This window comes from Gordonia insulae (assembly GCF_003855095.1).
In the GTDB taxonomy this organism is placed as follows: domain Bacteria; phylum Actinomycetota; class Actinomycetes; order Mycobacteriales; family Mycobacteriaceae; genus Gordonia; species Gordonia insulae.
Genome location: NZ_CP033972.1, coordinates 2971374 through 2996180, shown reverse-complemented (window position 1 = coordinate 2996180; position 24807 = coordinate 2971374). Strand labels below are relative to the sequence as shown.

Here is a 24807-nt window from a genome sequence, read left to right as displayed (position 1 = left end):
GAGGACCAAGTCGGCCTCCTGCGTGCACCCCGGAAATGCGCCCCGGAAATGCGCCCTCTGGACCGGAGCCATCGACACTGTGTGCGCACCACCTCTGCAGGGGGCGTTTTTCCGGGGCGCTTTCCCGGAACCTCCGCGGTCAGCGCCGCACTGAGATCGCGGGGTCGGACGCCGACGGGACGGTCGACGGCGATCGGCTGTCACGTGTCGCCCGCCGGCGCATACCGGCGGTCGTGAGCGCACCGACCACTGCCAGGATCAGGACGTAGGCCACATAACCGATGACCGTCTCCCGCAAACCGATGTGCGACACGACGATCCCGGCCACGACGGCGGGCAGGCTGAACGCGAGGTAGCTCGCGACGAACACCGACGAGAAGACCTGCCCTCGCTGCTGTGCGGGCGTCACCGCGCTGATGGTGTCGAGCGCGCCGAGGAACGTCGCGGCGAACCCGGACCCGGCGATCACGGATCCGATGACGTAGAGCGGCAGCGTGCTGCCGAGTACGCCGGCCAGCGAGATGACGGCGCCCCCGGCGAGGGCGGGATAGCCGAAAGCGAGCTTGGTCGCGGCCGAGCGCGAGGTGATGAGCAGGGATGTGACTGCCGCCGAGGCGAAGAAGACGAACAGCAGGACCCCGGCCTCGGCGTGGTTCTCGACGCCGAAGACGCGGGCGACCACCGAGGAGCCGAGCGACAGATAGAGTCCGCCGAGCGACCAGGTGGCCACCAGTGCGGGCACCGCCGCGAGGAATGCCCGGCGCACCCCGGCCGGCAACCTGACCTGTGGTGCGAGCGTCGTGACGAGGTGACGTCGCGACGTGAAACCGACCCGCTCGGAGGTCTCCGGGACCAGCAGCAATGCGATGAGCAACACTGCGAACAGCGCCAGGATCACCTCGTAGATGAGGAACCGCGGAGCCGGGGCGTACTGGACGAACAGCCCCGCCATGGCGACACCGCCGGCGAGACCGATCGCGGGCGCGGCACCGGTGATGGCCGAGCCGAGTCGGGGCGTGGGCTGGAGGTCGACGACCGTCGCGGTGAGCGTGCCCATCGCCGCGCCGGTGGCCAGGCCCTGGAGGGCACGTGCCGCCATCAGGACGCCGACGTTGTCGGCCGCCACGAACAGGATCATGCTGACGATCAGCAGCACCAGCGCCGCGGCGAGAACGGGTCGTCGGCCGATGTGGTCGGAGAGCGATCCCACGGTCAGGAGGCTGACCAGCATGAACACGACGTAGATCGCGAAGACTCCGGTCAGGGTGAACGCCGAGAAGCCCCAGAGTTGCTGATACACGGGGTACAACGGAGACGGTGCGGCGGAGGCGAAGAGGACCATGACGAAGGTCGCCGTGACCACCCAGAATGCGCGATGCGGGTGCAACCGAGTCATCTCATCTCCTAAAGCAAAGCTGTTTGCGTTAGATTCAAGGTAGCCAGGTGCTGGCACTAAAGCAAACCGATTTGCAATAATGGTGGACATGAGTGGTTCCAATGCGGCAGCGAGCGCCCATCACAGTGCGACGAAGCGCCCGGGAGGGCGGAGCGCGCGCGTGCAGTCGGCTGTGTACGCCGCGGTCGGGCAGCTCGTCGGATCGGGGCAGCGGGACACGATGACGATCCCGGAGGTCGCCGACCTCGCCGGTGTCAATCCGAGCAGCATCTACCGCCGTTGGGGTTCCATCGAGACGTTGCTGGGGGAGGTGGCCGTGGCCGCGCTCACCCAAGGTGAGGCCCTGCCCGACACCGGTGTCCTCGACCGGGACCTCGACGAATGGTCGCGGATCATCGCCGCCGACATCGGGCGGCCCAAACGCCGCGCCTATCTCCGCGCAATGGTGTTCGCGCGCAACGACGTCGTCGAGGAATGCCCGTGCTGGGAGATCCGCCGGGAGCAGGCCGAGGAGATGATCCGACGGGCGGTCGGGCGCGGCGACTCCGCCCCATCGGTCCGCCAGGTCCTCGACCACGTGATCGCGCCGCTCTACCACCACGCGGTGTTCGGTCTCGCCCTCGATGATTCGTACGCCGAACGCCTTGTCGCCGATGTCATGTCGATGACCACGTCGCGCTGATCGCCGGTCAGGTGGTCGCGACCGCCTCCACCGCCCTATCCGGTGATCGAGTGGTCACGGCCGTCCCCATCCGGTGGTCGAGTAGTCACGGCTGTCCTCATCCGGTGGTCGAGTAGCCATGACCGCCCTCCCAACCGGTGGTCGAGTAGTCACGAGCCGCTAGGCGAGTGACGTATCGAGACCACAGGTCGCGACCGGTGATCATGGCCCATCAACCGAACCAGCCGCTAGGCTCGCCGCATGCAGAAGGTCCATGCGTTCGGGGATGACGCTCTCGGCGAGCACGACGGGGTCGGGGTGGCGGCGGCCATCAAGGCCGGGGAGATCACGGCGTCGGAGGCGCTCGAGGCCGCCCTCGCTCGGGTCGACGCGGTCAATCCACAAGTCAACGCGATCGCGGTCGATGACCGTGACCGCGCGCGCAAGCGTGCCGCCGATGATGATTTCGGCGTCGGCTCGTTCGCGGGGGTGCCGTCGATCATCAAGAACAACACCCTGTTCGAGGGGCTGCCGGTGGGCAACGGTTCGGCTGCGATGCCGGATCTGCCGGCCAAGGGCAACGAGCCGTTCACCGAGCAGTTCCTGTCGACCGGTGTCAATATCGTCGGCGCCTCGACGCTGCCCGCGTTCGGCCTCACCGCGACAACCGAGTTCGTCGATCGCGAGCCCACGCGCAATCCGTGGGACACCGCCTACTCCTCCGGTGCGTCGTCGGGCGGATCGGCGGCATTGGTGGCGGCAGGCGCGTTGCCGATCGCGCACGGCAACGACGGCGGCGGCTCGATCCGTATCCCCGCCGCGGCCTGCGGCCTGGTCGGTCTCAAGCCGTCCCGCGGCCGCGTCGCGCCGTCCCCGACCGGTCAGATCTTGCCCGTCGACATCATCTCGAACGGCATACTCAGTCGAACCGTCCGCGACACAGCGCATTTCATCGCCGACGCCGAAGCGTTCCGCTCCCCGGCCGGACTTCCGCCGGTCGGCCTCGTCGAAGGACCGGGGCAGCGACGACTGCGTATCGCGATGATCGACTCCACGGTGACCGGACGACCGCTCGACACCGACACGCTGGCCGCACTCGCCTCGTCCGCGGAACTGCTCACCGGTCTCGGCCACGAGGTCGAGGTCATCCCGGTTCCCCTCGACGCCACCTTCGTGCGCCAGTTCACCGACTACTGGTCGATGCTCGCATGCTCGATGCATCGGCTCGGACATCTGTTGGTGGGCAAGGACTTCGATCGTGACGCACTCGATCCTTTCACCATCGGTCTGTCCCGACGTTACCTGCGGTCCTTCTATCGCACACCGTCGACGATCATCGGACTCAAGCGCGCCACCGCCCGATTCCGAACCGTCTTCGACCGCTACGACCTCGTCATGACGCCGACGCTGGCGCACACCACCCCGAAGATCGGATACCTCGATCCGGGCGGCGACTTCGACGAGATCTTCGAACGCCTCGTGCACTACGTCGCGTTCACCCCCGCCAACAACACGACCGGCACGCCGGCGATCAGCGTCCCGATGGCGCAGACCTCGGCCGGTCTGCCACTCGGCATCCACTTCTGTGCCGACGTCGGCCGTGAACGGCCCCTGCTGGAGTTGGCGTTCGAGATCGAGGCAGCGAAGCCGTTCGCGCGGATTCAGGATTGACGCAGAAATGACGCAGTTCGTATCGGAAACCGATACGAACTGCGTCATTTGTGACGAACGCTAGTGCACGACAGCCTTTTCCGCACCGACGCCGGTGAGGGAGCGAACCTCCATCTCGGCGTTGCGCTCGGGAGTGCCCTGGTCCGACGGCGACGTCAGCGTGCCGACGATACCGAGGATGAAGCCCAGCGGGATCGACACGATGCCGGGGTTGGCCAGCGGGAACCACGCGAAATCGGCACCCGGCACCATCGCCGTCTCCGACCCCGACACCGCGGGCGAGAAGATGATCAGCACGATCGTGGAGATCAGGCCGCCGTAGATGCTCCACAGCGCGCCCCGCGTGTTGAACCGCTTCCAGTACAGCGAGTACACGATGGTCGGCAGGTTGGCGGCCGCGGCGATCGCGAACGCGAGTGCCACCAGGAACGCGATGTTCTGGCCGTTGGCGAGGATGCCCAGGATGATGCCCATGATGCCGAGCACCACCACCGTGTACCGGGACACGCGTACCTGGTCGTCCTCGCTGGCCTGGCCGCGCTTGATCACGCTCGCGTAGATGTCGTGGGCGAAGGAGGCCGACGCCGTGATGGCGAGCCCCGCGACCACGGCGAGGATGGTTGCGAACGCGACCGCGGAGATGATGCCGAGGAGCACGACACCCCCGAGTTCGAACGCCAGCAGCGGAGCCGCCGAGTTCTGCTTGCCGGCCGCCGCCATGATCTTGTCCGGGCCGACGAGTGCGGCGGCGCCGTAGCCGAGCACCAGGGTGAACAGGTAGAAGGCACCGATCAGGGCGATCGCCCAGACCACCGACTTACGAGCCTCTTTCGCGGTCGGCACCGTGTAGAAGCGCATCAGCACGTGCGGCAGACCCGCGGTGCCGAGCACCAGCGCGATGGCCAACGACAGGAAGTTGATCTTCGACTCCATCGAACCGCCGTACTGCGCGCCGGGCGCGAGAACGTCACGCGCCGCGATCTTCTCGTCGGCCGAACCGGTGATCGCGTCTTGTGCCGATCCGAGCATGCTCGAGATGTTCATGCCGAACTTGGCGAGCACGATGAAGGTCATGATCGCGGCACCCGCGATCAGCAGGACCGCCTTGATGATCTGCACCCAGGTGGTGCCCTTCATGCCGCCGATGAGGACGTACACGATCATCAGCGCGCCGACGACGGCGATCACGATCGACTGGCCCAGGCGGCCCTCGATGTCGAGGAGTAGAGCCACCAGACCGCCCGCGCCGGCCATCTGCGCCAGCAGGTAGAACAGCGAGACGAACAGCGTCGAGATCGCCGCGGCCAGCCGGACCGGGCGCTGCCGCAGGCGGAAGCTCAGCACGTCGGCCATGGTGAATTTGCCGGTGTTGCGCAGGAGTTCGGCGACGAGCAGCAGCGCGACGAGCCACGCGACCAGGAAGCCGATCGAATAGAGGAAGCCGTCGTAGCCGTACACCGCGATCGCGCCCGCGATGCCGAGGAAGCTCGCGGCGGACAGGTAGTCACCGGCGATGGCGATGCCGTTCTGCGGGCCGGAGAAGCCGCGACCGCCGGTGAAGAAGTCGGCGGCCGACTTGTTGTTCTTGCTCGCCCGGATCACCACGTACATGGTGACCGCGACGAACGCGACGAAGATCGCGATGTTGGCGGCGGGGTTGCCGACGGCGGCCGCCACCACATAGCTCTGGGGATCGATCTGCGTGGGACTCATGCGGTGACCTCACCTTCCATTTCGGCGCGGATGGCGGACGCGCGGGGATCGAGATCACGGTTCGCGAAGCGTACGTAGAGCCCGGTGATGACGAACGTGGACACGAACTGGAGAAGGCCGAGGATCAGGCCCAGGTTGATGTTCCCCCAGACCTTGGTGGCCATGAAGTCGTGGGCGAACGCGCCCAGCAGGACGTAGAGCGCGTACCAGAGCAGGAAGAACGCGGTCATCGGGAACACGAACTTGCGCAGGGTGCGCTTCAACTCCTGGAACTGCGGCGATTGCTGCATCTCCAGGAATTCCGCACCGGTCGGCCCGTCGGTGGCCGGGCCGGGCGACTGCTCGCCCGGCGGATGTTGGGTGGTGGACACTGCCTACCTCCTGATGACGGTCTGATGACTGTGAGGACTCTCGACTGGTGAGCGTATTGAGGTCCAGGTCACAGGAGAACGGGGTGGTATGGGTCACACGTCGAAGCCGGTCGACTGTGCGCCGGGCGGTCGGTGAGGCCCGACGAACGGTCAGGCCTCCGGGGCGGATGTCTGGTCGCTGGGCAATCGTTCGATGCCCATCCCGAGCCGTTCGGGTACATGCATACGGGCGAAGATGCGGGACAGATCGCCCGGTCGGTGCCGTCGGGTCGCGAGGCTGACCACGATCATGGTGGCGAAGGCCAGTGGCACGGTCACCGCGGCCGGGTAGCCGATGATCACCGCAGGCCAACCACCGAGCGTCTGGGCGTCGACGACCCCGGCGATCGCCATACTCGTGGCGGCCCCCGACGACACGCCGCCGACGGCGAGCCCGGCGATGGCACCCGGCGCGGTCAGGCCGCGCCACCAGATGCCCAGCACGAGCAGCGGGCACAGGGTCGAGGCGGCGACCGCGAACACCAGACCCACGGTGCGCGACAACTCCAGTGACGTCGCCGCCAGCGACAGTCCGATCGGGATCACCCCGCCGATGACCGCGGCGACCCGGAAGTCTCGGACCCGGCCGCGCAACACATCCGTGGAGAGTGCGCCGGCGACACTGACCAGCAATCCCGACGACGTCGCGAGGAATGCTGCGATGGCCCCCGCGGCGACCAGCGCGGCGAGGAACTGGCCGGCGACGCCGCCGACCGCGGCACTGGGTAGGAGCAGCACCGCGGCATCAGCCGTGCCGGTGATCAGCAGCTGCGGGACGTACAGCCGGGCGAAGACGCCGAGGACCGTCGGGAACAGGTAGAACAGCGACAGCAACGCGATCACGGCGAGGGCCGTGCGCCGGGCCGAGCGGCCGTCGGGATTGGTGTAGAAGCGCACCAGCACATGCGGTAGGCCCATGGTGCCGAGGAAGGTCGCGACGATGAGCGAGAGCACCTCGAACAGCGGATGTCGTCCGCCCAGTCCACCGCCGGACGCGATCCAGTCCGAACCCGTCGTCGGTGCGCCCTCGACGACGGGGGTGGCGGCGCCTGCGTCGAGATGGATCACGGTACCGGCGGCCAGGACGTGGGTGCCGACGGTGGTGATCGGCGCCGACTCGACGCGGCGGCCGTCGAGCCGGCCGGTCACCGTCAGGCCGTGGGGCTCCACCACGGTGACGGTGACGTCGGTGGTCACGTCGACGGTCGTCGCCTGCTCCACCCGCGGCGGCGCCGGATCGCCGAGTGCGGAGCGGTCGCCGAAGAACACCGCCAGCAGAGCGAGCGCCGGAACCGCGATGGCCGTGAGCTTGAGCCAGTACTGGAAGGCCTGGACGAACGTGATGGAGCGCATGCCGCCGCCGACGACGTTGACGATGACGATCGCCCCGACCGCCACCGCGCCGATCCACACGGGGACGCCCAGCAGGATGTTGAGTGTCAGACCGGCGCCCTGGAACTGGGGGATCAGATAGAGCACGCACACCACGACGACGACCATCATCGCGGCGAGTCGCACGGTGGGCGAGCCGAGCCGGAACTCGGCGAAGTCGGGCACCGTGTAGGCGCCGGACCGTCGCAACGGTGCCGCCACGAACAGCAGCAACCCCAGATAACCCGCGGTGAACCCCACCGGATACCAGAGCGCGTCGGCGCCGTACTTGGCCACCAGCCCGGCAACACCGAGAAAGGAAGCAGCCGAGAGGTATTCGCCGGAGATTGCCGCGGCATTCCAGCGGGAGCCGACACTGCGCGACGCGACGAGGAAGTCCGACGTCGTGCGCGACAACCGTCCCCCGTAGGCGCCGACCGCGACGGTCGCGATCGCCGCGAGGGCCAGCGCGGCCGCGGTGAGTGCGTCGACGCCGTCGTTCACGGCGGTGCCGCCCTCATGACGACTCCGCCCTCATGACGACTCCGCCTCGTCGTCGACGACACCCATGAAGTCGCGCTCGGCCTGCTCGGCGAATCGCACATAGATGCGGCCGGTCAGGTAGAGCAGGGGGTACAGCAGCACCGCCAGGATCAGCCAGTTGAGCCGGATGCCGAGCACGCTCACCGTGGTGAGCCACGGGAAGATGGTGCCCACCACCGGGATCGCGACGATGATGGCGACCACGCTCAATGCCAGCCGTAGCGCGAGACCGAGTTGAGCGCGCATCAGACCGCGAACCAGCGCGTCGCCGACCTCCGTCTGCTCCTGCACCTCCACCCGGGTGCGGACCATCCGGGCGCCCCGACGGCGGGCGAGGACGACGCGTTCCCGATGTGGCGAGTTGTCGGTCATCGCACGATCCGGTCAGGCATCGGCATCGGAGCGGAACTGTCGCATCGGGTCACGGATCAGCCGGTCCTTGAGCTCGCGCAGCTGACGTCGGCTCACCGGGAGTTCGACGGCGTCGGAGGCCTTGTTCGCGCGCACGCAGACCACCGTCGACGATCCGCTCGTACGCAGACCGGTGACCATCGGCAACGCGACGAGGTACGACCGATGAACGCGCTGGAACCCATGATCTCGCCAGCGGGAGGCCAAGGTAGACAATGGAATCCGCACGAGATGGGAACCGGTGTCGGAGTGCAGCCGGGCGTAGTCGCCCACCGCTTCCACCCACGAGATGCTGTCCCGCCGGACCAGTGACGTCACCCCGGACAGCTCGACCGGGATCACCTCGTCGGAGCCGGAGCCGGAGCCGGAGCCGGAGCCGGAGCCGGAGCCGGAGCCGGGATCGGGATCGGCAGTGCGCGGGGCGGATTCCCGGGCGGTGATGACGCGGGAGATCGCCTGGGCGAGCCGCTGTTCGCGGACGGGCTTGAGCAGATAGTCGACGGCGCCGACCTCGAACGCGTCGACCGCCTTGTCCTCGTGTGCGGTCACGAACACCACCGAGGGTGGTTCGGCGTAGTGGGTGAGCACACTGGCGAGTTCGAGTCCGGAGAGTCCGGGCATGTTGATGTCGAGGAAGATCGCGTCGATGCGCCGGTCGGTGAGATGGCGCAGGGCGTGGGTTGCGTCGCCCGCGCTGTGCACCTCGCCGATCCCGGGTTGCCGGCCGAGGAGATAGGTCAGTTCGTCGAGGGCCGGGGGCTCGTCGTCGACGGCAAGGACAACCAAGGACATCCGAACACCTCCCTTCGCTGACGGCACATTCTGTCCCGGCGCGCGTCAGGCGCGGATGCCGGCCCGGAACTTCGGGACCCGCATGCCGACACGGGTTCCCGCGCCGACACCGGTGTCGACCACTAGACCGTAATCGTTGCCGAACGCGGCGCGCAGCCGATGATCCACATTGGTGAGTCCCACGTGGGCGCCGTCGGATTCGCTGCGGGGACCACGGTCGCTCCCCGTCGCTTCGCTCGCCCCGTCGCGATTCCCCGTCGCTTCGCTCGCCCCGGCGCCCGGGCCAGGGTTCAGCGCGTCGATGTCGCCGGAGCGCAGCAGCTCCGGGTCCATCCCCACCCCGTCGTCCTCGACCGTGATCACGCAGTCCGCACCCTCGTCGCGGGCAACGATCGTGATGGTGCCACCACCCTTGCCGGCGAGACCGTGCCGCACCGCGTTCTCGACGAGCGGCTGCAACGCGAGAAACGGCACGACGACATTCAGGACCTCCGGCGCCACCTGCAGTTTCACATTCAGGGCCGGCCCGAAGCGCGCCCGCTCCAGTGTCAGATACCGGTCGATGTTGCGCAGTTCGTCGGCGAGCACCGTGTACTCGCCGGCGGCGCGGAACGAATAGCGGGTGAAGTCGGCGAAGTCGAGGATCAGCTCCCGCGCCCGGTCGGGGTCGGTCCGCACGAACGACGCGATGGTGTTGAGCGCGTTGTAGATGAAGTGCGGGCTGATCTGCGCGCGCAGCGCGAGCACCTCGGCCCGGTCGAGGCGTGCGCGCGACGCCTCCAGGTCGGCAAGTTCGATCTGACTCGACACGTACCGGGCGACCTCGCCGACCGCACCCAGCATGCCGGGACCGGGCCGATGGGTGGTCGCCACCACCAGCACGCCGACACCGAGGTCGCCGGCCACCAGCGGCTGGGCGATGAGCGCACGTACCAGCGATTCGTCCCCGCACGGATCGTTGATCAGGACTCGGCGCCGATCGGTCTCGGCGCTGGCCGCCGCCGCGGCGGATGCCTCGGTGAGGGCCCCGTCCCAGAGCGGATCGTCGGCGGGTTCGTGCGCCAACAGCAGGCCGTCCTCGTCGTAGAGTGCGAGCGCCTGCGCCGACGTCAGGGCGTGCAGGTGCGGCAGGGCGTCGCGGGCCGATTCCGCGGAGAGTCCGAACCGGAGGGACCGCGCCGCGCGGGCCGCCGTCTGCAGGGTGAAGTGAACGGCGCGTTCGGTCGGCGTGGCCACCACGCGCCGGGTGCGGACGAGGATGGTGACCGCGACGACGAACAGCACGGCCAGCACCGTGAGGGCGATCGCCAGCTGACCGGACATGGACTCCACGATCCCACCTTCACCCCCGGGCGATCATCTCGACCAGCAGATCCATGAGCTGATGTCGATCCGCGTGCCATTTCTCCGGCGGGAGGTGGCCGCTCAGGTCGAGATCGGTCACACCGTGTGCGGCAGCCATCAGGACCCCGGCGAAGGGCCGCGCGCGTTCGACGCCGACCACGCGGCCGACGAGGACGAGGAATCCGTCCTGGGCGCGCCCCGCCGCCTCGACCGTCGGCGCCGACGACGTCGTGGGCTGCGCGAACATCAGCCGATACAGGTGGGGACGCGCCCGACCCAGGTCGGACACCGCCTCGAGTGCGGTGCGCAGCGCAGCGGTGGGGGAGAGCGAGTCGTCGCCGACGATCGCCTCGACGCCGGCCGCAACCGTCGCCCAGGCATCGGTGGCGAGCGCCATCAGGAGTGCGTCCTTGTCGTCGAAATGCCGATATGCGGCCGACCGCGAAACGCCTGCACCACCACCGACCTCACGCAACGTCACCGCGTCCGGTCCGCCGCGATCGAGGAGTTCGGCGGCCGCATCGAGCAAGGCCTGCCGGGTCAGCGCGGCGGTCTCCGCGCGGGTCGTACTCACGGGCGCCAACCTATCAGTTGACAGTGTCCACTGAAAGCAGTTGAATGAGTTGACGGCGTCAACTCAACTTTCGGAGGAACGATGCGCACACTGGTGATGACAGGTGCCACCCGCGGCATCGGGCAGGTTGCGGCAGGGGAGATCCTCCGGCGCGGCACCGACATCCATCTCGTCGTACCGGCCCGCGACGGCGGACCCGCCGACTTCGCCGAGGCGATGGCAGAGTTCGGAGATCGGGTGACCGTCGTCGACGCAGATCTGGCGAGCCTCGAGAGCACCCGTGCGGCGGCCGACTCGATCAACCGGCTTCTCGACGACGGGTCGCTTCCGCCCCTGCACGGCTTCGCCGGCAACGCCGGCCTGCAGTTCGTCGACGTCCTGCACGCCACAACGGACGGCTTCGAGGCGACCTTCGCGGTGAATGTGCTCGCGAACCACGTTCTGCTGAAAGGTCTTCACGAACGGTTCCGCTCCCCGGCGCGAATCGTGATCACGGTCAGCGACACCCACTTCGGCGACTTCCGGCACACCGGGGGGATGGTGCCCGCGCCACGATGGGAGTCGCCGGCGATCCTGGCCCGGACCGGTGCATTCGCGAACCCGGAGTCGGTCACGGCCGGACGAACGGCCTACTCCACCAGCAAACTCGCCGCCATCTACCTGGTCCACGAATGGGCCCGCCGACTACCGGACCGAATCGACATCGTCTCCTACAACCCGGGTTTCGTCCCCGGCACCGGGCTGGCCAGAGCGGCAGGTCGCCGCGATCGCTTCATCGCCCGGCGGATTCTCCCGGCACTCGCGGCGACCCCGTTCGCCGATCGGGTTCCCGTCGCCGGCCGAAAACTCGCCGACGCGATCCTCGGCGTGACATCGGCGCCGTCGGGCGCCTACCTCGACCGCACGCAGGTGGTGCCGTCATCGGACGAGTCCTACGACCCGGACCGCGAACGCGAACTGTGGGACTTCCTCGAAGGCGTCCTCGCACCTCACGGTCAGTAGGCCGCCCACTCCGACTGTGCATACCGCAGTATCCGCGGATCCATCAGGGTGGAGGGTGGCATGTCGAGCGGCGGGCGGTCGGCGGGGAACACGGCCGCGGCGGCCAGCTCGGCGTCGTTGAGGAAACGCAGCGGTCCCGGAGCATCCAGTCGCAGCTCGGGTTTCGACGTCCCGGCCAGGAAGTAGCCCCAATCACCGAACGACGGCACATCCACGTGATACGGGACCGTCTGCAGACCGGCCGACGCGATCGTCGCGCCGATGCACCAGAAAGAGCGCGGGGCGAAATACGGCGATCCGGACTGCACCACGATCCGCCCACCCGGCGCCAGGTGAGCGCCGATCAGGGCATAGAACTCGGTCGAATACAGCTTGGCCGTGGCGGATTCGTCGGGATCGGGCATGTCGACGATGATCACGTCGTACCGCTGCCGATTGTCGCGCAACCACGAGAACGCGTCCGCCGTGACGACCGTGGCGCGGGGGTCGGTCATCGATCCGCGGTTCAACCTCCGCAACCGGTCGTCGGTGCGGGCCAGTCGGACCATCTCCGGGTCGAGTTCGACCAGGGTCGGCGAGGCGTCGGGATAGGTGAGCACCTCGCGGAGTGCGAGCCCGTCACCGCCCCCGAGGATCAGCACGCTGTGATCGCCGGCAGCATTCGGCCCGCTCGCTCCGCTCCCGGCGCCGGCAACATTCGGCCCGCTCGCTCCGCTCCCGGCGCCGGCAGCATTCGGCCCGCTCGCTCCGCTCCCGGCGCCGGCCATGGCCGGATGCACCAGCGACTCGTGATACCGGTACTCGTCGATCGACGAGAACTGCAGGTCCCCATTGAGATACAGCCTTGTGTCCGGGCCCAGCGCCGTGCGGCGCTCGGTGATCACGATGTCCTGATACGGGGTGCGTTCGGCGGCGACGATCGGATCGCGGAAAAGGGCCTGCCGGGCCGTGACCTCGAAACGGCTCGAGTAGACGAGGCCGAGGATGAGCACGGCGACGACCCCGACAGCGACGCCGCCGAGTACCAGCAACCGGGCCGGGCGCAACGAACGTCGGAACACCACGAACACCAGGAAGCATCCGGCCGCGGCGTTGACCAGACCCACGACCAGTGCACCGCGGAGCTGACCGAAGACCGGCAGCAGCAGGAAAGGGAAACACAGACCACCGATCAGCGCGCCGATGTAGTCGGCCGCGAACATGTCGGCCACCGCGGAACCGGCTTCCTGCTTGCGGATTCGCTGCAGCAGAACCATCAGGAGCGGGATCTCGGCGCCGATCAGCAGACCGAGGACGAACGCGACGACGACCAGCGCCTGGGTGTAGAGCTCGAGATACGCGAAGGCCGCGTACAGCGCCATCACCGACAGTCCGCCGAGCAGGGCGAGAGCCAGTTCGATCAGGGCGAACGAGGTGATGGCGCGGGATTGCAGCGGTTTCGCCGCGAGCGAGCCGATGCCCATCGCGAACACCATGACCGCCAGGACGATGGAGGCCTGGGTGGCGGTGTTGCCGATGAGGAACGACCCCAGCGAGACCAGTGCGAGTTCGTAGACGAGACCACAAGCAGCGCAGACGAACACCACCGCCAGCAGCGATGCGCGTGACAGCCGGGACCACGAACCCTCGTGGACGGGCTCGGTCTCTGGCTCGGTCACGGTCACGGTCATGGATGCGGAAACAGCGAAGACCCGTGGGTCACAGGATCGCCGCTGCGACGATCAGCGAGACGCCGACGTGCGCGACGCACTGGACCCACACCGCCGGGTGACGTTCGGGATGCAGCAGCAGTTCCCCCAGCCGTCCGGGCGTCGCGAGGTCGATGAGTGCGAAGGTCACGGCCATCACGACGATCCCGATCACCGTGTAGACGACCGTGTAGGTCAGTCCCTCGACCAGCCGCCCCTCGCTGGCGACGATGGCCGCGGTGACGATGATCGCGATCCCGGCGAGGTTCGACGACACCAGGATGCCCGCGTTGCTGTTGCGTTCGGCCCACAGGTGCTGGCGCAGCTTGCCGGGTGTGAGGAGGTCCAGGACGACGAAGGAGATCGCCATCAGGGCCACGCCGACCGCACTGTATGCGGCTGCCGCATAGGCGTTCTCGAAGATGTCTCGGATCACAGTGTCTCTCCCGGGTGAGTGGTGGTTGAAGATGTCCGGTTACTTGCCGCCGCCACCGCTGCCGCCGCCCCGGTAACTGCTGCCGGAGCCGCCGTACGCCGGCGTCGGGACCCAGAAGCCGCCGACGTACGGGTGGTAGTGGTTGTAGCCGGATCGGTAGTCGCGACTGAGCATCACGCGCGTCGTCCCTGCGGCCAGCGGGAACAGCCCGACCAGATACTCCGGGTACTGGAGGAACTGGGTGCCGGCGACGTTGGCCGCGTTGCTGGTGTCACCGCTGCGCTGATCGGTCGGCCGTTCGGCATCGCTCAACTCCGCCGCGACCGTGTCGGGTGAGCCCTGTGCCACATACGCGTCGACGTCGCCCTCGTCGAGACCGGTGTCGCGCTGATAGTGCGTGGTGATGTAGTTGCGGGCGCTGGTGCCGTCGCCACCCATCCCGCGGATCGCCTTCACCGAGCACGACCCGACGATCGCGAGCAGAGCGATCACCGCGATCACCGCGATGATGATGTTGCGGGTTCGGTGCAGACCGCGCCGCGGGTCGGGTTCGCGCGGTCCATCGGGGCCGAACCCGCCCGGCGGGCCGAACCCGCCCGGCGGGCCGAACCCGCCCGGCGGCGGTGGTGGCGGTGGCGGGTAGCTCATCGGGGCGCCACCGGATCCGGCCGACGGAGCTCACTAGCGGTGACGACGACCTCCGCGCACTGCGGATAGGTGTGCCAGGTCTCCCAGGCGATGGCGTCCGCACGGATGACGGCCAGCACGGCCGTGACCGCAAGCGGTTCTCCGGGGAAGTGGCCGATCACGGCGGGCAGTCCCGCCGCGCGGTGTGCATCGCTGCGTCGGGCCAGATCGTCGACGACATCGGCCAACCGCTCACGATCGCACTCCTCGATGCGCGAGACGAACGAGTAGTCGTCGTCGCGGACCGACGCGGGCAGCGGCGTGTCGGTGCCCGGCAGACAGGCGACGGTCTCGCACAGTCGTCGCAGGCCGTTCTCGATCACGACCTGATGGCTCGCGCCGAGGAGGCGCAACGAGATCGTCGTCGCAGCGTCGACGCGATGATCGCAGTGCGCCAACGGTTCCTGGAGATCGGCGGTCAGTGAGAACGCCAACTGGCGCGCACTCGTGTCGGCGTAGGGGACCTGCAGCCGCACCGGGCCGTGCACGGGCGGGGCGCTCGCGAGTGGTGAACTCACGACTCGGGTGTGGGGTCGGACGGGTAGATCCGGTACTCGCTGCGCTCGATCACCTCGCCGCGGGCGCATTCCCACCCCGAGCCGAAGTCCTCGAAGGACAGTCGTTCGTCGCCTGCTTCGTAGTCGTGGTAGCGCATCGAACCGCGGGCCGTCAGCCCGGTGGTACCGGCCGAGGTGAACTCCGCCGACCCCGATTCGTCGGCACGGTAGCGGTGGCCGTCGAGTTCGAGGCTGTCCGGACCCGGGCTCAGGGTCACGCCGGTCAGCTCATGCCACAGCACGACCTCGAGATCCGGATCGTCCTCGACCGAGATCCAGGCCTTGCGGCCCGTTCCGGTGTCGAGGAAATTCTCGGTCCACACGAATCCACCCTGGGACAACCGCAGCGTGCCGCGCACCGCGAACGTCTCGCCACGGAGTTCGACGAGGTCGCCGGGCTTGAGATCGCGCGGATTGCCGCGCACCGAATCGTCGTCGGCGGTCGAGAACGGGTCGCCCGGCCGGTAGGCGCGGTGCCGCAGGGCGTCGGTCTCGGCCTGTCGCAACTTGCGGTTACCGAGAAAATTGAAGACCACCACGACGGCGATGATCAACAGCAGCGCGACGATCACGATCAGCAGGATCTCCACGGCCCGACCCTATCGGTTACGCACCGAATCGGACATCCCGGCCTCTCGGATGAATGACAGCGGTGGTGCCGATTCCGTCAGAGCAGCCCACGTCGGCTTGCCTCGGCGACCACCCGCGTACGGCTGTCGGCGCCGAGCTTGTCGAAGATGTGCACCAGGTGCGACTTCACGGTGGCCTCGGAGATGGTGAGCGCACGAGCGATGTCGCGGTTGGAATCGCCGTCCGCGAGCCGGCCCACGATCTCGAGCTCGCGTCGCGTGAGGGCCGTGTCCGGCGACTGCATCCTGCCGAGGAGGCGGGCCGCCACCGGCGGAGCGAGCACCGTCTCCCCGGCGGCCGCCGAGCTGATCGCGCGGACCAGGACATCGGGATCGGCGTCCTTCAACAGATATCCGGTGGCCCCCGCGCGGACAGCGCGCAGGATGTCGCCGTCCGTCTCGTACGTCGTGAGGATCAGCACCCGCGGCGGATTCGGAAGCGCCCGAATCGATTCGGTGGCCTCGACGCCATCGCCGCCGGAGCCGAGTCGGAGGTCCATGAGAACCACGTCGATGTCGTCGCGTTGCACCGCTGCGAGAGCGTCCGCTGCGGTGGCGGCTTCCGCGGTGACCTCGATGCCGTCGACGGGCGCGAGCACCGCGCGAAGACCGGCCCGCACCACCGGATGGTCGTCCACGAGGAGAAGTCGGATCACGTGCCGTCCGCCTCCTCGCCCGTCCTCGTGCCGACCGGGATCGTCGCCCGGACAGCGGTTCCCGCACCCGCCTCGGATTCGACCGTCACCTCGCCGCCCCACTCGGACAGCCGGCTGCGCATCGCGGTCAGACCGTACCCCGTGCCGTTGGCGCGCAGACCGTCGACGGCAGTCGGGTCGAAGCCGGTCCCGTCGTCGACGACGTCGATGCTGACCTCGTCGTCCTGATAGGTCAGCGTCATCGTCGCCGCGTCCGCTCTGGCGTGCCGGCGTGCGTTGGACAGTGCCTCCTGAGCGGCGCGGAGCAGCGCGACCTGACTGCCGGTGGGCAGGGGACACGGGCTCCCATGCTGTTCGAAGACCGTTCGCAGCCCGAGAGCCGAACTCTCGTCCGCGAGTGAGCGCAGAGCTGTGGCAAGGCCATCCCGCTCGAGTGTCGCGGGGTTCAATCCGAGGACGAAGCGCCTGGTCTCGGCGAGCGCATCGGACGCGGTGTCGAGTGCCGTGTGGAGTTGCGCCGAGCGATCCGTCGGGGTGGACGATCCGAGCGCCGCTCGCAGCAACATGATCACGCTCGCCAGGCTCTGCCCCACGGTGTCGTGGATCTCCCGTGCGAGGCGCTCGCGTTCACCGAGCCGTCCGGCCTCTCGTTCGCGTATCGCGAGTTCCCGGCGCGCACTCACGAGTTCGTCGACGAGGCGCTGACGTTCTTCCGACTGGGCCCGCAGTCGCTGGTAGATCTCGGTCATCACCGCGGCACAGGCCACCCCGATGACCGGACCGAAGATCGCTCCCGCCACCCACCGGCCCTGGTGCGCGGCGAACGCGATTGCGGCGGCGAGCGCGACCAGGATCTCGACGGGTATCGCCGCCCGGACCGGAAAGAGATGCCAGACCAGCAGCGCGAGCAGGAACGCCAGCCACACGAACTCACCCGACAGCACGATGAGCCCCAGCCAGATCAAGATCAGTCCGGCCAACCACAGACGGGCGACCCGACCGCGTCGTCGCGAGACCCATACCGCCCCGACGCAGTACCACCCGGCGGCCGCGAGGGCGGCAAGAATCGGCACGACCGGCGTCGACGACGCGAGTGCGGCGCGGACGGCGCCGAGCGAGAGCAACACGGCGAAGAGCACGTGACCCGCCAGCAACACGTGGCGGTCGGCCTCTGGCGCGGCATCGTCACCCGGTGCGGGGCCGGGGAGATCTTTCGGACCAGGGGCTTCGTTCACACCCACCAGTATCCCGAGCGGTCACGGGCGTCGCCTCCAACTTTCGATGGACTTCTGCGTGCACCGAACGGTCCTCGGGAACCCATCGGTGTGCCGATGCGGCGAGAGCCCACGTTGCCGAGGCTGGAGACATCGGCAACGAACGGAAGGGGCCTGGTGGTGTTCATCGGTATCCGCGACATCAGATTCGCCAAGGGGCGTTTCGTCTTGATCTGTGCCGTCATCGCGATGATGACGTTCTTGGTGGTGGCGCTCTCCGCGCTGACCAATGGCCTGCAGAACCAGTCGATCTCCGCGGTCAGCAGGCTGCCCGGGCAGACCCTCGTACTGCGGGACACTGCCGGTGCCGAAGGGCCGTCGCTGTCGCAGAGTGAGCTCGACGAGTCGACCGTGCGTCGCATCGTCGACGAGAATGACGGTGACGCAACGGAACTCGGTGTGACCACCACCAGGGTCGCCCATGGCGTGATCTCCTCGACGGTGGCCGTCTTCGGCGCCGGCGTCGCGGTGATGCCCGAGCCCGACGTCGGCGGGTATCCGCAATCCGGCGGCATCCTGCTCACCCGGGAACAGGCGGACGACCTGGGTGTCGGGATCGGTGATCCGGTCACCGTCGGGCCGTCCCACCTTCGGGTCGACGGCATCGGCGCGGCCGGTGACTACGCCCACACGCCGGTCGCCTACACGACCATGGACACCTGGCGTGCGCTCTCCCACGGCCAGTACGCGAGCGCGGTGGTGCTCGCCGCCGGCTCGACCGACGCGCCCGAGACGACGAGCGTGCCGATGTCGAAGGCCGTCGACACCGTGCCCGGCTACCGGTCCGAGCACGGGTCGCTGCTCGCGATCCAAGCGATGCTGCTGGCGATCTCCGCACTCGTCATCGGCACCTTCTTCGCGGTGTGGACGGTGCAGCGCCTGCGGGATCTCGCCGTGGTGCGCGCGCTGGGCGCCAACCGGTGGTATCTGCTGCGGGACGGATTCGGGCAGGCAGCCCTCGTCCTGCTCGCCGGCGAAACGGTGGGCGCACTCCTCGGGATCGGTCTGTCGGCCGCCGTGTCGGCGGCCGTCCCGGTCGCCCTGACCGCCGGCGGTATCGCACTGCCGTTGCTCGCGATGACGCTGCTCGGCAGCGCGGGCGCGCTCCTCGCAGTGCGCCGGGTGACCGTCGTCGACCCTGTGGTGGCGATGTCGCGATGACCGGTTTCCTCGATGTCCCGCCCACTCACGATCCGATCGGAGTTCTGCCATGAGTTTGTCGCTGTCGAACGTCACGCTGACCTTTCCCGACGGCCGCGGTCGGCTGACGGCCCTCGATCATGTCGATCTCGACGTCGGCAACGGCAGCTTCGTCGCCGTGACCGGGCCATCCGGTTCCGGTAAGTCGAGTCTGCTGTCCGTCGCCGGCACGCTCCTGACGCCGGACTCAGGGACCGTCGAGATCGACGGCACCCCGACCACCGCCCTGTCCGACGAACAGCGGGCGCGGATTCGCCGGGACCGCATCGGGTTCGTGTTCCAGCAGGACAATCTGTTGCCGTCGCTGACCGCTCTGGACCAACTGCTGCTGACGGTCGATCTGGGCGGCCAGAAGCCCGTCCGGCATCGGGACGAGGCGCTGGCACTGCTCGACGAGGTCGGCGTGGCGGGCGCGGCATCACGTCGGCCGCACGAACTGTCCGGCGGTATGCGGCAGCGGGTGAACATCGCTCGGGCACTGACGGGGTCGCCGGCGCTGCTCCTGATCGACGAGCCGACCTCGGCCCTGGACACCGAGCGTGGCCGGGCCGTCATCGAGTTGATCGGCACGCTCGTCCGGCAGCGGGATGTCGCCGCAGTGCTCGTCAGCCACGATCTGGACTCGATGTCGGTGGCACCGGGACGAGGGGTGGACCGCGTGCTGCACATGCGCGACGGACATTTCGAGTCGGCCGCCCGGACGTCACCTGCGCCCGCCTGACAGGAGATGACCGGCCGGGGCGAGACGCAGTGTCCCGCCCCGGCCGGTCATCGCTGTCGCCCAGCGTCGGGCGTCAGCGCACCTGACCGCTGATGAACTCCGTGGTGAACAGCTGATCGGCGGGGAGCTGCGCGGGCAGTCCCGCGCCGTCGGCGTTCAGGATCGGGACCAGGTCTGCGACCACCGACTGCGCCTTGGCCATGTCGTAGCTGCCGTACACGCCGTCGGGGCCGGGAGCGATGACGCCCTTGTCCTTCAGCAGCCCGGCCGAGTACGCGGCCTCACCCGCGCTGTACGGGGTGAAGGCGACGTCCTGCGACACCCAGTCGACGATGGTGGCGTTGATCGCGTCGGGCGAGTTCACATAGTTCTTGCCGGTCTGCTGGATCATCGGGACCAGCTTCTGCAGGCAGGGCGACAGTTCCTCCAGCTTGTCCGCCCGCACCGACACGTTCGAGGCGTAGACGTCGTATCCGGCGTCCTTGACCATCGCGTAGGCCACCGGCTTGTTCCACGACGGCGTCTCGTGCTCGTAGGTGTACGGCTCCGAGTTGGCGAAGCCCTGCTGGGCGATCGTCGGATCGCCGACGAAGCGGGCCGGTGCGCCGTCGTAGCTGGTGTCGAGCTGATCCTGCTTCAGCAGCCCTTTGGCGACCAGCCACTGCGGGAAGATCTGGTCCTTGGAGACGACGACACTGGCATCGGTTTTGCCGATGTCGGCGATCGTCTTCTGATCGGGATGCGACGACGGGTCCCACATGATGATCGACGGGTTGTACTGCAGCAGTGGCGTGACGCCGACGACGCGCTGGTCCTTGGCCGCGGAGATCAGCTGATCCCCGTGCACGAGGCCCAGGTCGATCGAATCGTCGGCGTACATCGCGGACGGTACCGACTGGAAGCCGATGGCCGGACCGCCGGCGCGCAGGGTGACGTCGACCCCGGTGTCCTTGCCGTCGAAGGCGAGCGGACCGGTGACGGACTTGTTCCCGGTGTCCACCGAATAGCCGGGGCCGAGCAGCCCGATCACGCCGGCCATGTCCGACTGCGGCTGCCACTGGAGTTGCACCACAACGTTTTCCGGGCACACGTCGGCGAGCTGGTATTCCGCCGGGGCGGGCTCGAGGCCGGCGGACCCCGCGTTCTCGGTGCCCGATTCGGAGCATCCGGCGAAGGCGGCGCCGCAGAGCGCGACGGTCGCGGCGGCGACGGCCACGCGTGCACGGCGGTGGGTGAACAGGGGAATGACGCGACGAAGGTAGGGGCGCATGGGAACTCCTGGAGCTGAAGCCGACGAACGTGGCAACCACGATCTACATGTAAAGCTAAGTGGTGTTCCCGCACTGCGCCACCGGGTTGCATGTTCGGCGAGCGGGCACGTCGCGGTTGCGAAGCGTCCGCCTGATACCGGTGATCAGCCACTATGTGCAGGAAGCTCCCGATCGACCCCGCCTTCCCGTCATCCAGAGTTTACGTTCGGATACGTGGACGAAATACATGTAACGAAGCATGTGATGCAGGAGATGAATTGTCGTCTACATGTACCTACGATCCGTAACGGGATGTGCCCATGAGTCTGATCGACACGATGAACGACGTCGATGCGCGTCACCTGACCAAAGGTGTCGTCATCTCGGTGTCCGGCGTGACCAAACACTTCGACTCGGGCACCCAGGCCATCGCCGGCGTGGACCTCGACGTCGCACAGGGCGATTTCGTCGCGCTCGTCGGTCCGTCGGGTTGCGGCAAGTCGACTCTGCTGCGGATGGCCGCCGGGCTCGAGCGACCCACCGAGGGCAGCGTCGCGCTCGGCACCGACTCCGTCGGATTCATCTTCCAGGAGCCCACGCTGCTGCCATGGCGGTCGGTGCGCGCCAATGTCGAGTTGAGTGCGGAACTCGCCCGACTCCCCAAGGCGCAGCGACGTTCCCGCGCGCAGCGCGCCATCGATGCGGTGGGCCTGGGGGGCTTCGAGTCGCAACTGCCGCGGATGTTGTCCGGTGGCATGAAGATGCGGACCTCGCTCGCCCGGACCCTCACGTCCGAGCCGGAGGTGATGCTGCTCGACGAACCCTTCGGCGCCCTCGACGAGATGACCCGCCTCGACATGCAGACCGAACTGCAACGGCTCTACGCCGAACGCCGATTCACCGCGATGTTCATCACCCACTCGGTGTCCGAGGCGGTGTTCCTCGCGAACCGCGTGATCGTGATGTCGCCGCGACCCGGGCGCATCACCGCCGACATCCGCGTCGAATTCCCTTACCCGCGTGACCCCGACCTCCGCTACGACCCCCGATTCACCGCGCATGTCGCGGAGATCTCCGAGACCCTGCGAGGTGCACGATGACCACCACGATGATCCCGCCCCTGACCACCGACGGCGTCGCGTCCCCACCCGCTTCGACGAACAGTGTTGCCGCACAGCGAAGATCGGTCCCGGCCGCGATCCTCAGATATGGCCTGCCGCCGCTGATCTCCTTCGTCATCGCGATCGGTGTCTGGTATGCGGTCAGCTACCTGATCCTGAGTCCCGCGCGCCGGTTCCTGCTGCCGCCCCCGCACGAGGTGCTGATCGATTCCCTGCTCGACCCGACCCACGTCGGCCCGATGCTCGACGCGCTCGTGGTGACCGCGAAGGTCAGCCTGGTCGGCTTCCTGTTCGCCGCCCTGATCGGTGTGACCATAGGGGTGGTCATGAGCCGGGGTTCGTTCCTGGAACGTGCGATCTACCCATGGGCCGTTGTGCTGCAGGTGATCCCGGTCCTGGCGATCGTGCCGCTGATCGGCCTGTGGTTCGGATACGGCATGGTCGCGCGGACCATCGTGTGCGTCATCATCGCCATCTTCCCGATCATCGCCAACACCCACTTCGGGCTGGTCTCCGTCGACAAGGGGGCTCACGAACTGTTCACCCTGGGCAAGGCATCGATGTTCCAGCGGCTCACCAAACTCGAGTTCCCGTCGGCGCTGCCGTCGATGATGACCGGATTCCGTACCGCGTCAGGACTCGTGGTGGTCGGCGCGATCATCGGCGACATGTTCTTCGCCAAAGGGCAACCCGGAATCGGCACCCTTCTCGACATCTACCGCGCCCGACTGCAATCCGACGACCTGATCGCCGCCATCGTTCTCGCGTCACTGTTCGGCATCCTCGTGTTCGGCATCTTCGGCGTGCTCAACGCGATGGTGAACCGTCGACGCTGATCCTTCCCTGATCCCGGCTCCCTGAGAGGCAACAATGTTCACTGTTCCCATCGTCGACATCTCCAGCTACGTCGCCCCCGGCGGTGCCGCCGACGAGCGGGCGCTCGTCGCGCGCTCGCTCGACGACGCCTGCAGCGGCGTCGGATTCGTCCAGATCGTCGGACACGGTATCGACCGATCGGCGATCGACGGCCTGACGTCGGCGCTCGACGAGTTCTACGCCCTGCCGCTCGACACCAAGAAGCGCTACACGAGGCCCGGCGAGAACCGCGGATACAGTCCGCCCAAGAGCGAGTCGCTGAGCATGAGTCTCGGTGTCGCCGCGGCAAATCAGATGAACGACTTCTACGAGGCCTTCACCGTGGGCTCGGAATGGACCGGATTCCCCGGTCTCGACCTACCCGCGGCGAGTTATCCGGCCAACACCTGGCCCGACGCCGCGCCGGGTTTCCGCCCGGCGGTCGAGACCTGGTTCGGCGCGGCTCGGTCCGTGTCACGGATCCTGCTGGCCGCCTTCACCGACGCCCTCGGCCTCGAACCCGGCTACTTCGACGCCATGGTCGACCACTCGATCGACGTACTGAAGATGAACAACTACACGCTGCCCGAGGGAGAGATCGAACTCACCGGTGAACTGACCGGGATGGGCGCGCACACCGACTTCGGCATCCTCACCGTGCTGTGGGCCGATCAGGTCCCGGGGCTGCAGGTGCTCGACCACGAGGGGCGGTGGCACGACGTGCAGCCCGCCGACGGCGCACTGCTGGTCAATCTGGGCGATGCGATGGCTCGCTGGACCGACGACCGCTGGCGCTCGACCGTCCATCGTGTCGACCCGCCCGTCATCGACGGCCGGATCATCCGTCGCCGGTCGGCCGCCTTCTTCTTCGACGGCAACCACGACGCCGTGATCCAGACCCTGCCCGGCCACGCCCCCGCCGATCGGGCCGGCTACCCGCCGATCACGGTCGCCGATCACCTGCAGGCAAAACTCGCCGGCATGAAATCGGGGATCGCGCCGGACGGTGCCGACCGGGAGGCACGGCGCGTCCTGGCGGCGCGGTGAGCCCGTCCGCCTCCACGACGCTCACTACAGTTGGACCACGATGACCAGTTCCGGTGACACCCCGTCGCTGCGCTCGCCCGGTGAAGACGGCGCCCTGCTGACCCAGGCGGTCCTGCGGCAGCTGCGCGACGAGATCTTCGAGGGCAAGCTGGGGCCGGGCACCTCGTTGTCGGTGCCCGGCCTCGCCGCCCGCCTCGAGGTGTCCCGGAGCCCGGTCCGCGAGGCGGTGCAACAGCTCGTCGTCGACGGTCTCGCCGTCTACACCCCGCGCGCCGGGGCCAAGGTCGCCGCCCTCGACGACGACATGCTGCGCCAGGTGTTCGGCGTGCGTGAGGTCCTCGACGGTCTGGCCGCCCGGCAGGCCACCGGGCAGGTCACCCTCGCCGACCTCGAGGAACTGTGGGAGCGGGTCCGTGAACAGGAGCGGCTGTTGCAGACCGCGGCGGACCATCGTCGCGACGCCGATCTCGACCTCGACTTCCACACGGCGGTGCGTGGGCTTTCCGGCAACAAGCCGCTCTGCGACGCCCTCCTGCGCCTGGACACGCAGTCGCACCTCTACCGGTCGGACATGTGGTCACACGAGGTCAATCGTCGGCTGGCCGTCGCCGAGCACCGGCGGATCGTCGCGGCGCTCGAGGCCGGTGACGCCGAAGAAGCAGAACGCGCGGCGAAGGCGCACGCCGCCGGCGTGCTGGTGCGCCTGCTCCGGAAGTGACGATCATCTTGCACTCGACCGTGTCGAGTGCTAAAAACGAGTTTGGCACTCGCGAGCTGTGAGTGCCAGGTCGGGACGGT

At 68.2% G+C, this 24807-nt stretch carries 25 protein-coding genes; 9 read left to right on the top strand and 16 right to left on the bottom strand.

The genetic code is table 11. The features are described 5' to 3' along the window. Nucleotides 1-139 precede the first annotated feature (139 nt). Nucleotides 140-1396 carry an MFS transporter gene (locus D7316_RS13705; RefSeq protein WP_124708733.1) on the bottom strand — a complete coding sequence of 419 codons (1257 nt, stop codon included), beginning with the start codon at nucleotides 1394-1396 and terminating at the stop codon, nucleotides 140-142. Between the two features lie 79 nt (nucleotides 1397-1475). On the opposite strand from D7316_RS13705, the gene D7316_RS13700 reads away from it, so the two are divergent. Continuing rightward, a complete protein-coding gene (locus tag D7316_RS13700; RefSeq protein WP_408610007.1) occupies nucleotides 1476-2078 on the top strand; it encodes a TetR/AcrR family transcriptional regulator in 603 nt (200 codons plus the stop codon). Between the two features lie 240 nt (nucleotides 2079-2318). After that, nucleotides 2319-3728, top strand: a complete 1410-nt coding sequence (locus D7316_RS13695; RefSeq protein WP_124708731.1) for an amidase — start codon at nucleotides 2319-2321, stop codon at nucleotides 3726-3728. A 60-nt stretch (nucleotides 3729-3788) separates the two neighbouring features. Here D7316_RS13695 and D7316_RS13690 read toward each other — a convergent pair whose 3' ends face one another. The 7 genes from D7316_RS13690 to D7316_RS13660 form a co-directional block, all read right to left on the bottom strand. After that, nucleotides 3789-5441: a solute symporter family protein gene (locus D7316_RS13690; RefSeq protein ID WP_124708730.1), complete on the bottom strand. Its 1653-nt coding sequence runs from the start codon at nucleotides 5439-5441 to the stop codon at nucleotides 3789-3791. After that, a complete protein-coding gene (locus D7316_RS13685; RefSeq protein ID WP_232016903.1) occupies nucleotides 5438-5812 on the bottom strand; it encodes a DUF485 domain-containing protein in 375 nt (124 codons plus the stop codon). Before D7316_RS13685 ends, D7316_RS13690 begins: the two co-directional genes overlap by 4 nt. Nucleotides 5813-5962: 150 nt before the next feature. Further along, on the bottom strand, nucleotides 5963-7726 hold the full coding sequence (locus tag D7316_RS13680; RefSeq protein ID WP_124708729.1) for a sodium/solute symporter: 1764 nt from the start codon (nucleotides 7724-7726) through the stop codon (nucleotides 5963-5965). Between the two features lie 30 nt (nucleotides 7727-7756). Then, complete coding sequence (locus D7316_RS13675) at nucleotides 7757-8137, bottom strand: hypothetical protein (RefSeq protein WP_124708728.1); 381 nt, start codon at nucleotides 8135-8137, stop codon at nucleotides 7757-7759. A gap of 12 nt (nucleotides 8138-8149) precedes the next feature. After that, on the bottom strand, nucleotides 8150-8968 hold the full coding sequence (locus D7316_RS13670; protein WP_124708727.1) for a LytR/AlgR family response regulator transcription factor: 819 nt from the start codon (nucleotides 8966-8968) through the stop codon (nucleotides 8150-8152). Nucleotides 8969-9013: 45 nt separating this feature from the next. Further along, complete coding sequence (locus D7316_RS13665; RefSeq protein ID WP_124711331.1) at nucleotides 9014-10291, bottom strand: sensor histidine kinase; 1278 nt, start codon at nucleotides 10289-10291, stop codon at nucleotides 9014-9016. A 19-nt stretch (nucleotides 10292-10310) separates the two neighbouring features. Further along, nucleotides 10311-10886, bottom strand: coding sequence for a TetR/AcrR family transcriptional regulator (locus tag D7316_RS13660; RefSeq protein ID WP_124708726.1), 576 nt, complete (start codon nucleotides 10884-10886; stop codon nucleotides 10311-10313). Nucleotides 10887-10967: 81 nt separating this feature from the next. Between D7316_RS13660 and D7316_RS13655 the strand changes: the two genes are divergently transcribed. Beyond that, entirely contained in the window at nucleotides 10968-11888 is a 921-nt protein-coding gene (locus D7316_RS13655) for an SDR family NAD(P)-dependent oxidoreductase (protein WP_124708725.1), read from the top strand. On the opposite strand, the gene D7316_RS13650 is transcribed toward D7316_RS13655, so the two are convergent. The 7 genes from D7316_RS13650 to D7316_RS13620 all read right to left on the bottom strand — a co-directional run bounded on the left by D7316_RS13650 (nucleotide 11882) and on the right by D7316_RS13620 (nucleotide 17776). Next, nucleotides 11882-13558, bottom strand: a complete 1677-nt coding sequence (locus tag D7316_RS13650) for a spermidine synthase (RefSeq protein WP_408610006.1) — start codon at nucleotides 13556-13558, stop codon at nucleotides 11882-11884. The genes D7316_RS13655 and D7316_RS13650 overlap by 7 nt on opposite strands. Nucleotides 13559-13586: 28 nt before the next feature. Then, complete coding sequence (locus tag D7316_RS13645) at nucleotides 13587-14012, bottom strand: DUF350 domain-containing protein (protein WP_124708724.1); 426 nt, start codon at nucleotides 14010-14012, stop codon at nucleotides 13587-13589. 39 nt (nucleotides 14013-14051) lie between these two features. Next, the gene (locus tag D7316_RS13640; protein WP_124708723.1) at nucleotides 14052-14660 is read right to left on the bottom strand and encodes a DUF4247 domain-containing protein; all 609 of its coding nucleotides are present in this window, start codon (nucleotides 14658-14660) and stop codon (nucleotides 14052-14054) included. Further along, complete coding sequence (locus tag D7316_RS13635) at nucleotides 14657-15217, bottom strand: DUF2617 family protein (protein ID WP_232016902.1); 561 nt, start codon at nucleotides 15215-15217, stop codon at nucleotides 14657-14659. The genes D7316_RS13640 and D7316_RS13635 overlap by 4 nt, the downstream gene beginning before the upstream one ends. Further along, a complete protein-coding gene (locus tag D7316_RS13630; protein ID WP_124708722.1) occupies nucleotides 15214-15846 on the bottom strand; it encodes a DUF4178 domain-containing protein in 633 nt (210 codons plus the stop codon). Before D7316_RS13630 ends, D7316_RS13635 begins: the two co-directional genes overlap by 4 nt. A 77-nt stretch (nucleotides 15847-15923) precedes the next feature. Continuing rightward, nucleotides 15924-16541 carry a response regulator gene (locus D7316_RS13625; protein WP_124708721.1) on the bottom strand — a complete coding sequence of 206 codons (618 nt, stop codon included), beginning with the start codon at nucleotides 16539-16541 and terminating at the stop codon, nucleotides 15924-15926. Further along, nucleotides 16538-17776 carry a sensor histidine kinase gene (locus tag D7316_RS13620; RefSeq protein WP_164473788.1) on the bottom strand — a complete coding sequence of 413 codons (1239 nt, stop codon included), beginning with the start codon at nucleotides 17774-17776 and terminating at the stop codon, nucleotides 16538-16540. Before D7316_RS13620 ends, D7316_RS13625 begins: the two co-directional genes overlap by 4 nt. A 96-nt stretch (nucleotides 17777-17872) precedes the next feature. Between D7316_RS13620 and D7316_RS13615 the strand changes: the two genes are divergently transcribed. Both D7316_RS13615 and D7316_RS13610 read left to right on the top strand, forming a co-directional pair. Continuing rightward, on the top strand, nucleotides 17873-18976 hold the full coding sequence (locus tag D7316_RS13615; RefSeq protein ID WP_164473787.1) for an ABC transporter permease: 1104 nt from the start codon (nucleotides 17873-17875) through the stop codon (nucleotides 18974-18976). A 49-nt stretch (nucleotides 18977-19025) separates the two neighbouring features. Further along, the gene (locus D7316_RS13610; protein ID WP_124708718.1) at nucleotides 19026-19736 is read left to right on the top strand and encodes an ABC transporter ATP-binding protein; all 711 of its coding nucleotides are present in this window, start codon (nucleotides 19026-19028) and stop codon (nucleotides 19734-19736) included. 73 nt (nucleotides 19737-19809) lie between these two features. Here D7316_RS13610 and D7316_RS13605 read toward each other — a convergent pair whose 3' ends face one another. Beyond that, nucleotides 19810-21006, bottom strand: a complete 1197-nt coding sequence (locus D7316_RS13605; protein ID WP_124708717.1) for an ABC transporter substrate-binding protein — start codon at nucleotides 21004-21006, stop codon at nucleotides 19810-19812. Between the two features lie 300 nt (nucleotides 21007-21306). On the opposite strand from D7316_RS13605, the gene D7316_RS13600 reads away from it, so the two are divergent. From D7316_RS13600 to D7316_RS13585, 4 genes are read left to right on the top strand one after another with little or no spacing between them, the layout of a single operon-like run. After that, nucleotides 21307-22086, top strand: coding sequence for an ABC transporter ATP-binding protein (locus tag D7316_RS13600; RefSeq protein ID WP_124708716.1), 780 nt, complete (start codon nucleotides 21307-21309; stop codon nucleotides 22084-22086). Then, entirely contained in the window at nucleotides 22083-22943 is an 861-nt protein-coding gene (locus D7316_RS13595; protein WP_232016901.1) for an ABC transporter permease, read from the top strand. Before D7316_RS13600 ends, D7316_RS13595 begins: the two co-directional genes overlap by 4 nt. 34 nt (nucleotides 22944-22977) lie before the next feature. Continuing rightward, a complete protein-coding gene (locus tag D7316_RS13590; RefSeq protein WP_124708715.1) occupies nucleotides 22978-24009 on the top strand; it encodes an isopenicillin N synthase family dioxygenase in 1032 nt (343 codons plus the stop codon). A 40-nt stretch (nucleotides 24010-24049) separates the two neighbouring features. Further along, nucleotides 24050-24727, top strand: a complete 678-nt coding sequence (locus D7316_RS13585) for a GntR family transcriptional regulator (RefSeq protein WP_124708714.1) — start codon at nucleotides 24050-24052, stop codon at nucleotides 24725-24727. Nucleotides 24728-24807 lie beyond the last annotated feature (80 nt).

Bases quoted from the DNA above. Each gene is read 5' to 3' on its own strand.
- D7316_RS13705 (WP_124708733.1), bottom strand. From the start codon at position 1,396: ATGACTCGGTTGCACCCGCATCGCGCATTCTGGGTGGTCACGGCGACC.
- D7316_RS13700 (WP_408610007.1), top strand. From the start codon at position 1,476: ATGGTGGACATGAGTGGTTCCAATGCGGCAGCGAGCGCCCATCACAGT.
- D7316_RS13695 (WP_124708731.1), top strand. From the start codon at position 2,319: ATGCAGAAGGTCCATGCGTTCGGGGATGACGCTCTCGGCGAGCACGAC.
- D7316_RS13690 (WP_124708730.1), bottom strand. From the start codon at position 5,441: ATGAGTCCCACGCAGATCGATCCCCAGAGCTATGTGGTGGCGGCCGCC.
- D7316_RS13675 (WP_124708728.1), bottom strand. From the start codon at position 8,137: ATGACCGACAACTCGCCACATCGGGAACGCGTCGTCCTCGCCCGCCGT.
- D7316_RS13670 (WP_124708727.1), bottom strand. From the start codon at position 8,968: ATGTCCTTGGTTGTCCTTGCCGTCGACGACGAGCCCCCGGCCCTCGAC.
- D7316_RS13665 (WP_124711331.1), bottom strand. From the start codon at position 10,291: ATGTCCGGTCAGCTGGCGATCGCCCTCACGGTGCTGGCCGTGCTGTTC.
- D7316_RS13655 (WP_124708725.1), top strand. From the start codon at position 10,968: ATGCGCACACTGGTGATGACAGGTGCCACCCGCGGCATCGGGCAGGTT.
- D7316_RS13650 (WP_408610006.1), bottom strand. From the start codon at position 13,558: ATGACCGTGACCGTGACCGAGCCAGAGACCGAGCCCGTCCACGAGGGT.
- D7316_RS13640 (WP_124708723.1), bottom strand. From the start codon at position 14,660: ATGAGCTACCCGCCACCGCCACCACCGCCGCCGGGCGGGTTCGGCCCG.
- D7316_RS13615 (WP_164473787.1), top strand. From the start codon at position 17,873: ATGCGGCGAGAGCCCACGTTGCCGAGGCTGGAGACATCGGCAACGAAC.
- D7316_RS13610 (WP_124708718.1), top strand. From the start codon at position 19,026: ATGAGTTTGTCGCTGTCGAACGTCACGCTGACCTTTCCCGACGGCCGC.
- D7316_RS13605 (WP_124708717.1), bottom strand. From the start codon at position 21,006: ATGCGCCCCTACCTTCGTCGCGTCATTCCCCTGTTCACCCACCGCCGT.
- D7316_RS13600 (WP_124708716.1), top strand. From the start codon at position 21,307: ATGAGTCTGATCGACACGATGAACGACGTCGATGCGCGTCACCTGACC.
- D7316_RS13595 (WP_232016901.1), top strand. From the start codon at position 22,083: ATGACCACCACGATGATCCCGCCCCTGACCACCGACGGCGTCGCGTCC.
- D7316_RS13590 (WP_124708715.1), top strand. From the start codon at position 22,978: ATGTTCACTGTTCCCATCGTCGACATCTCCAGCTACGTCGCCCCCGGC.
- D7316_RS13585 (WP_124708714.1), top strand. From the start codon at position 24,050: ATGACCAGTTCCGGTGACACCCCGTCGCTGCGCTCGCCCGGTGAAGAC.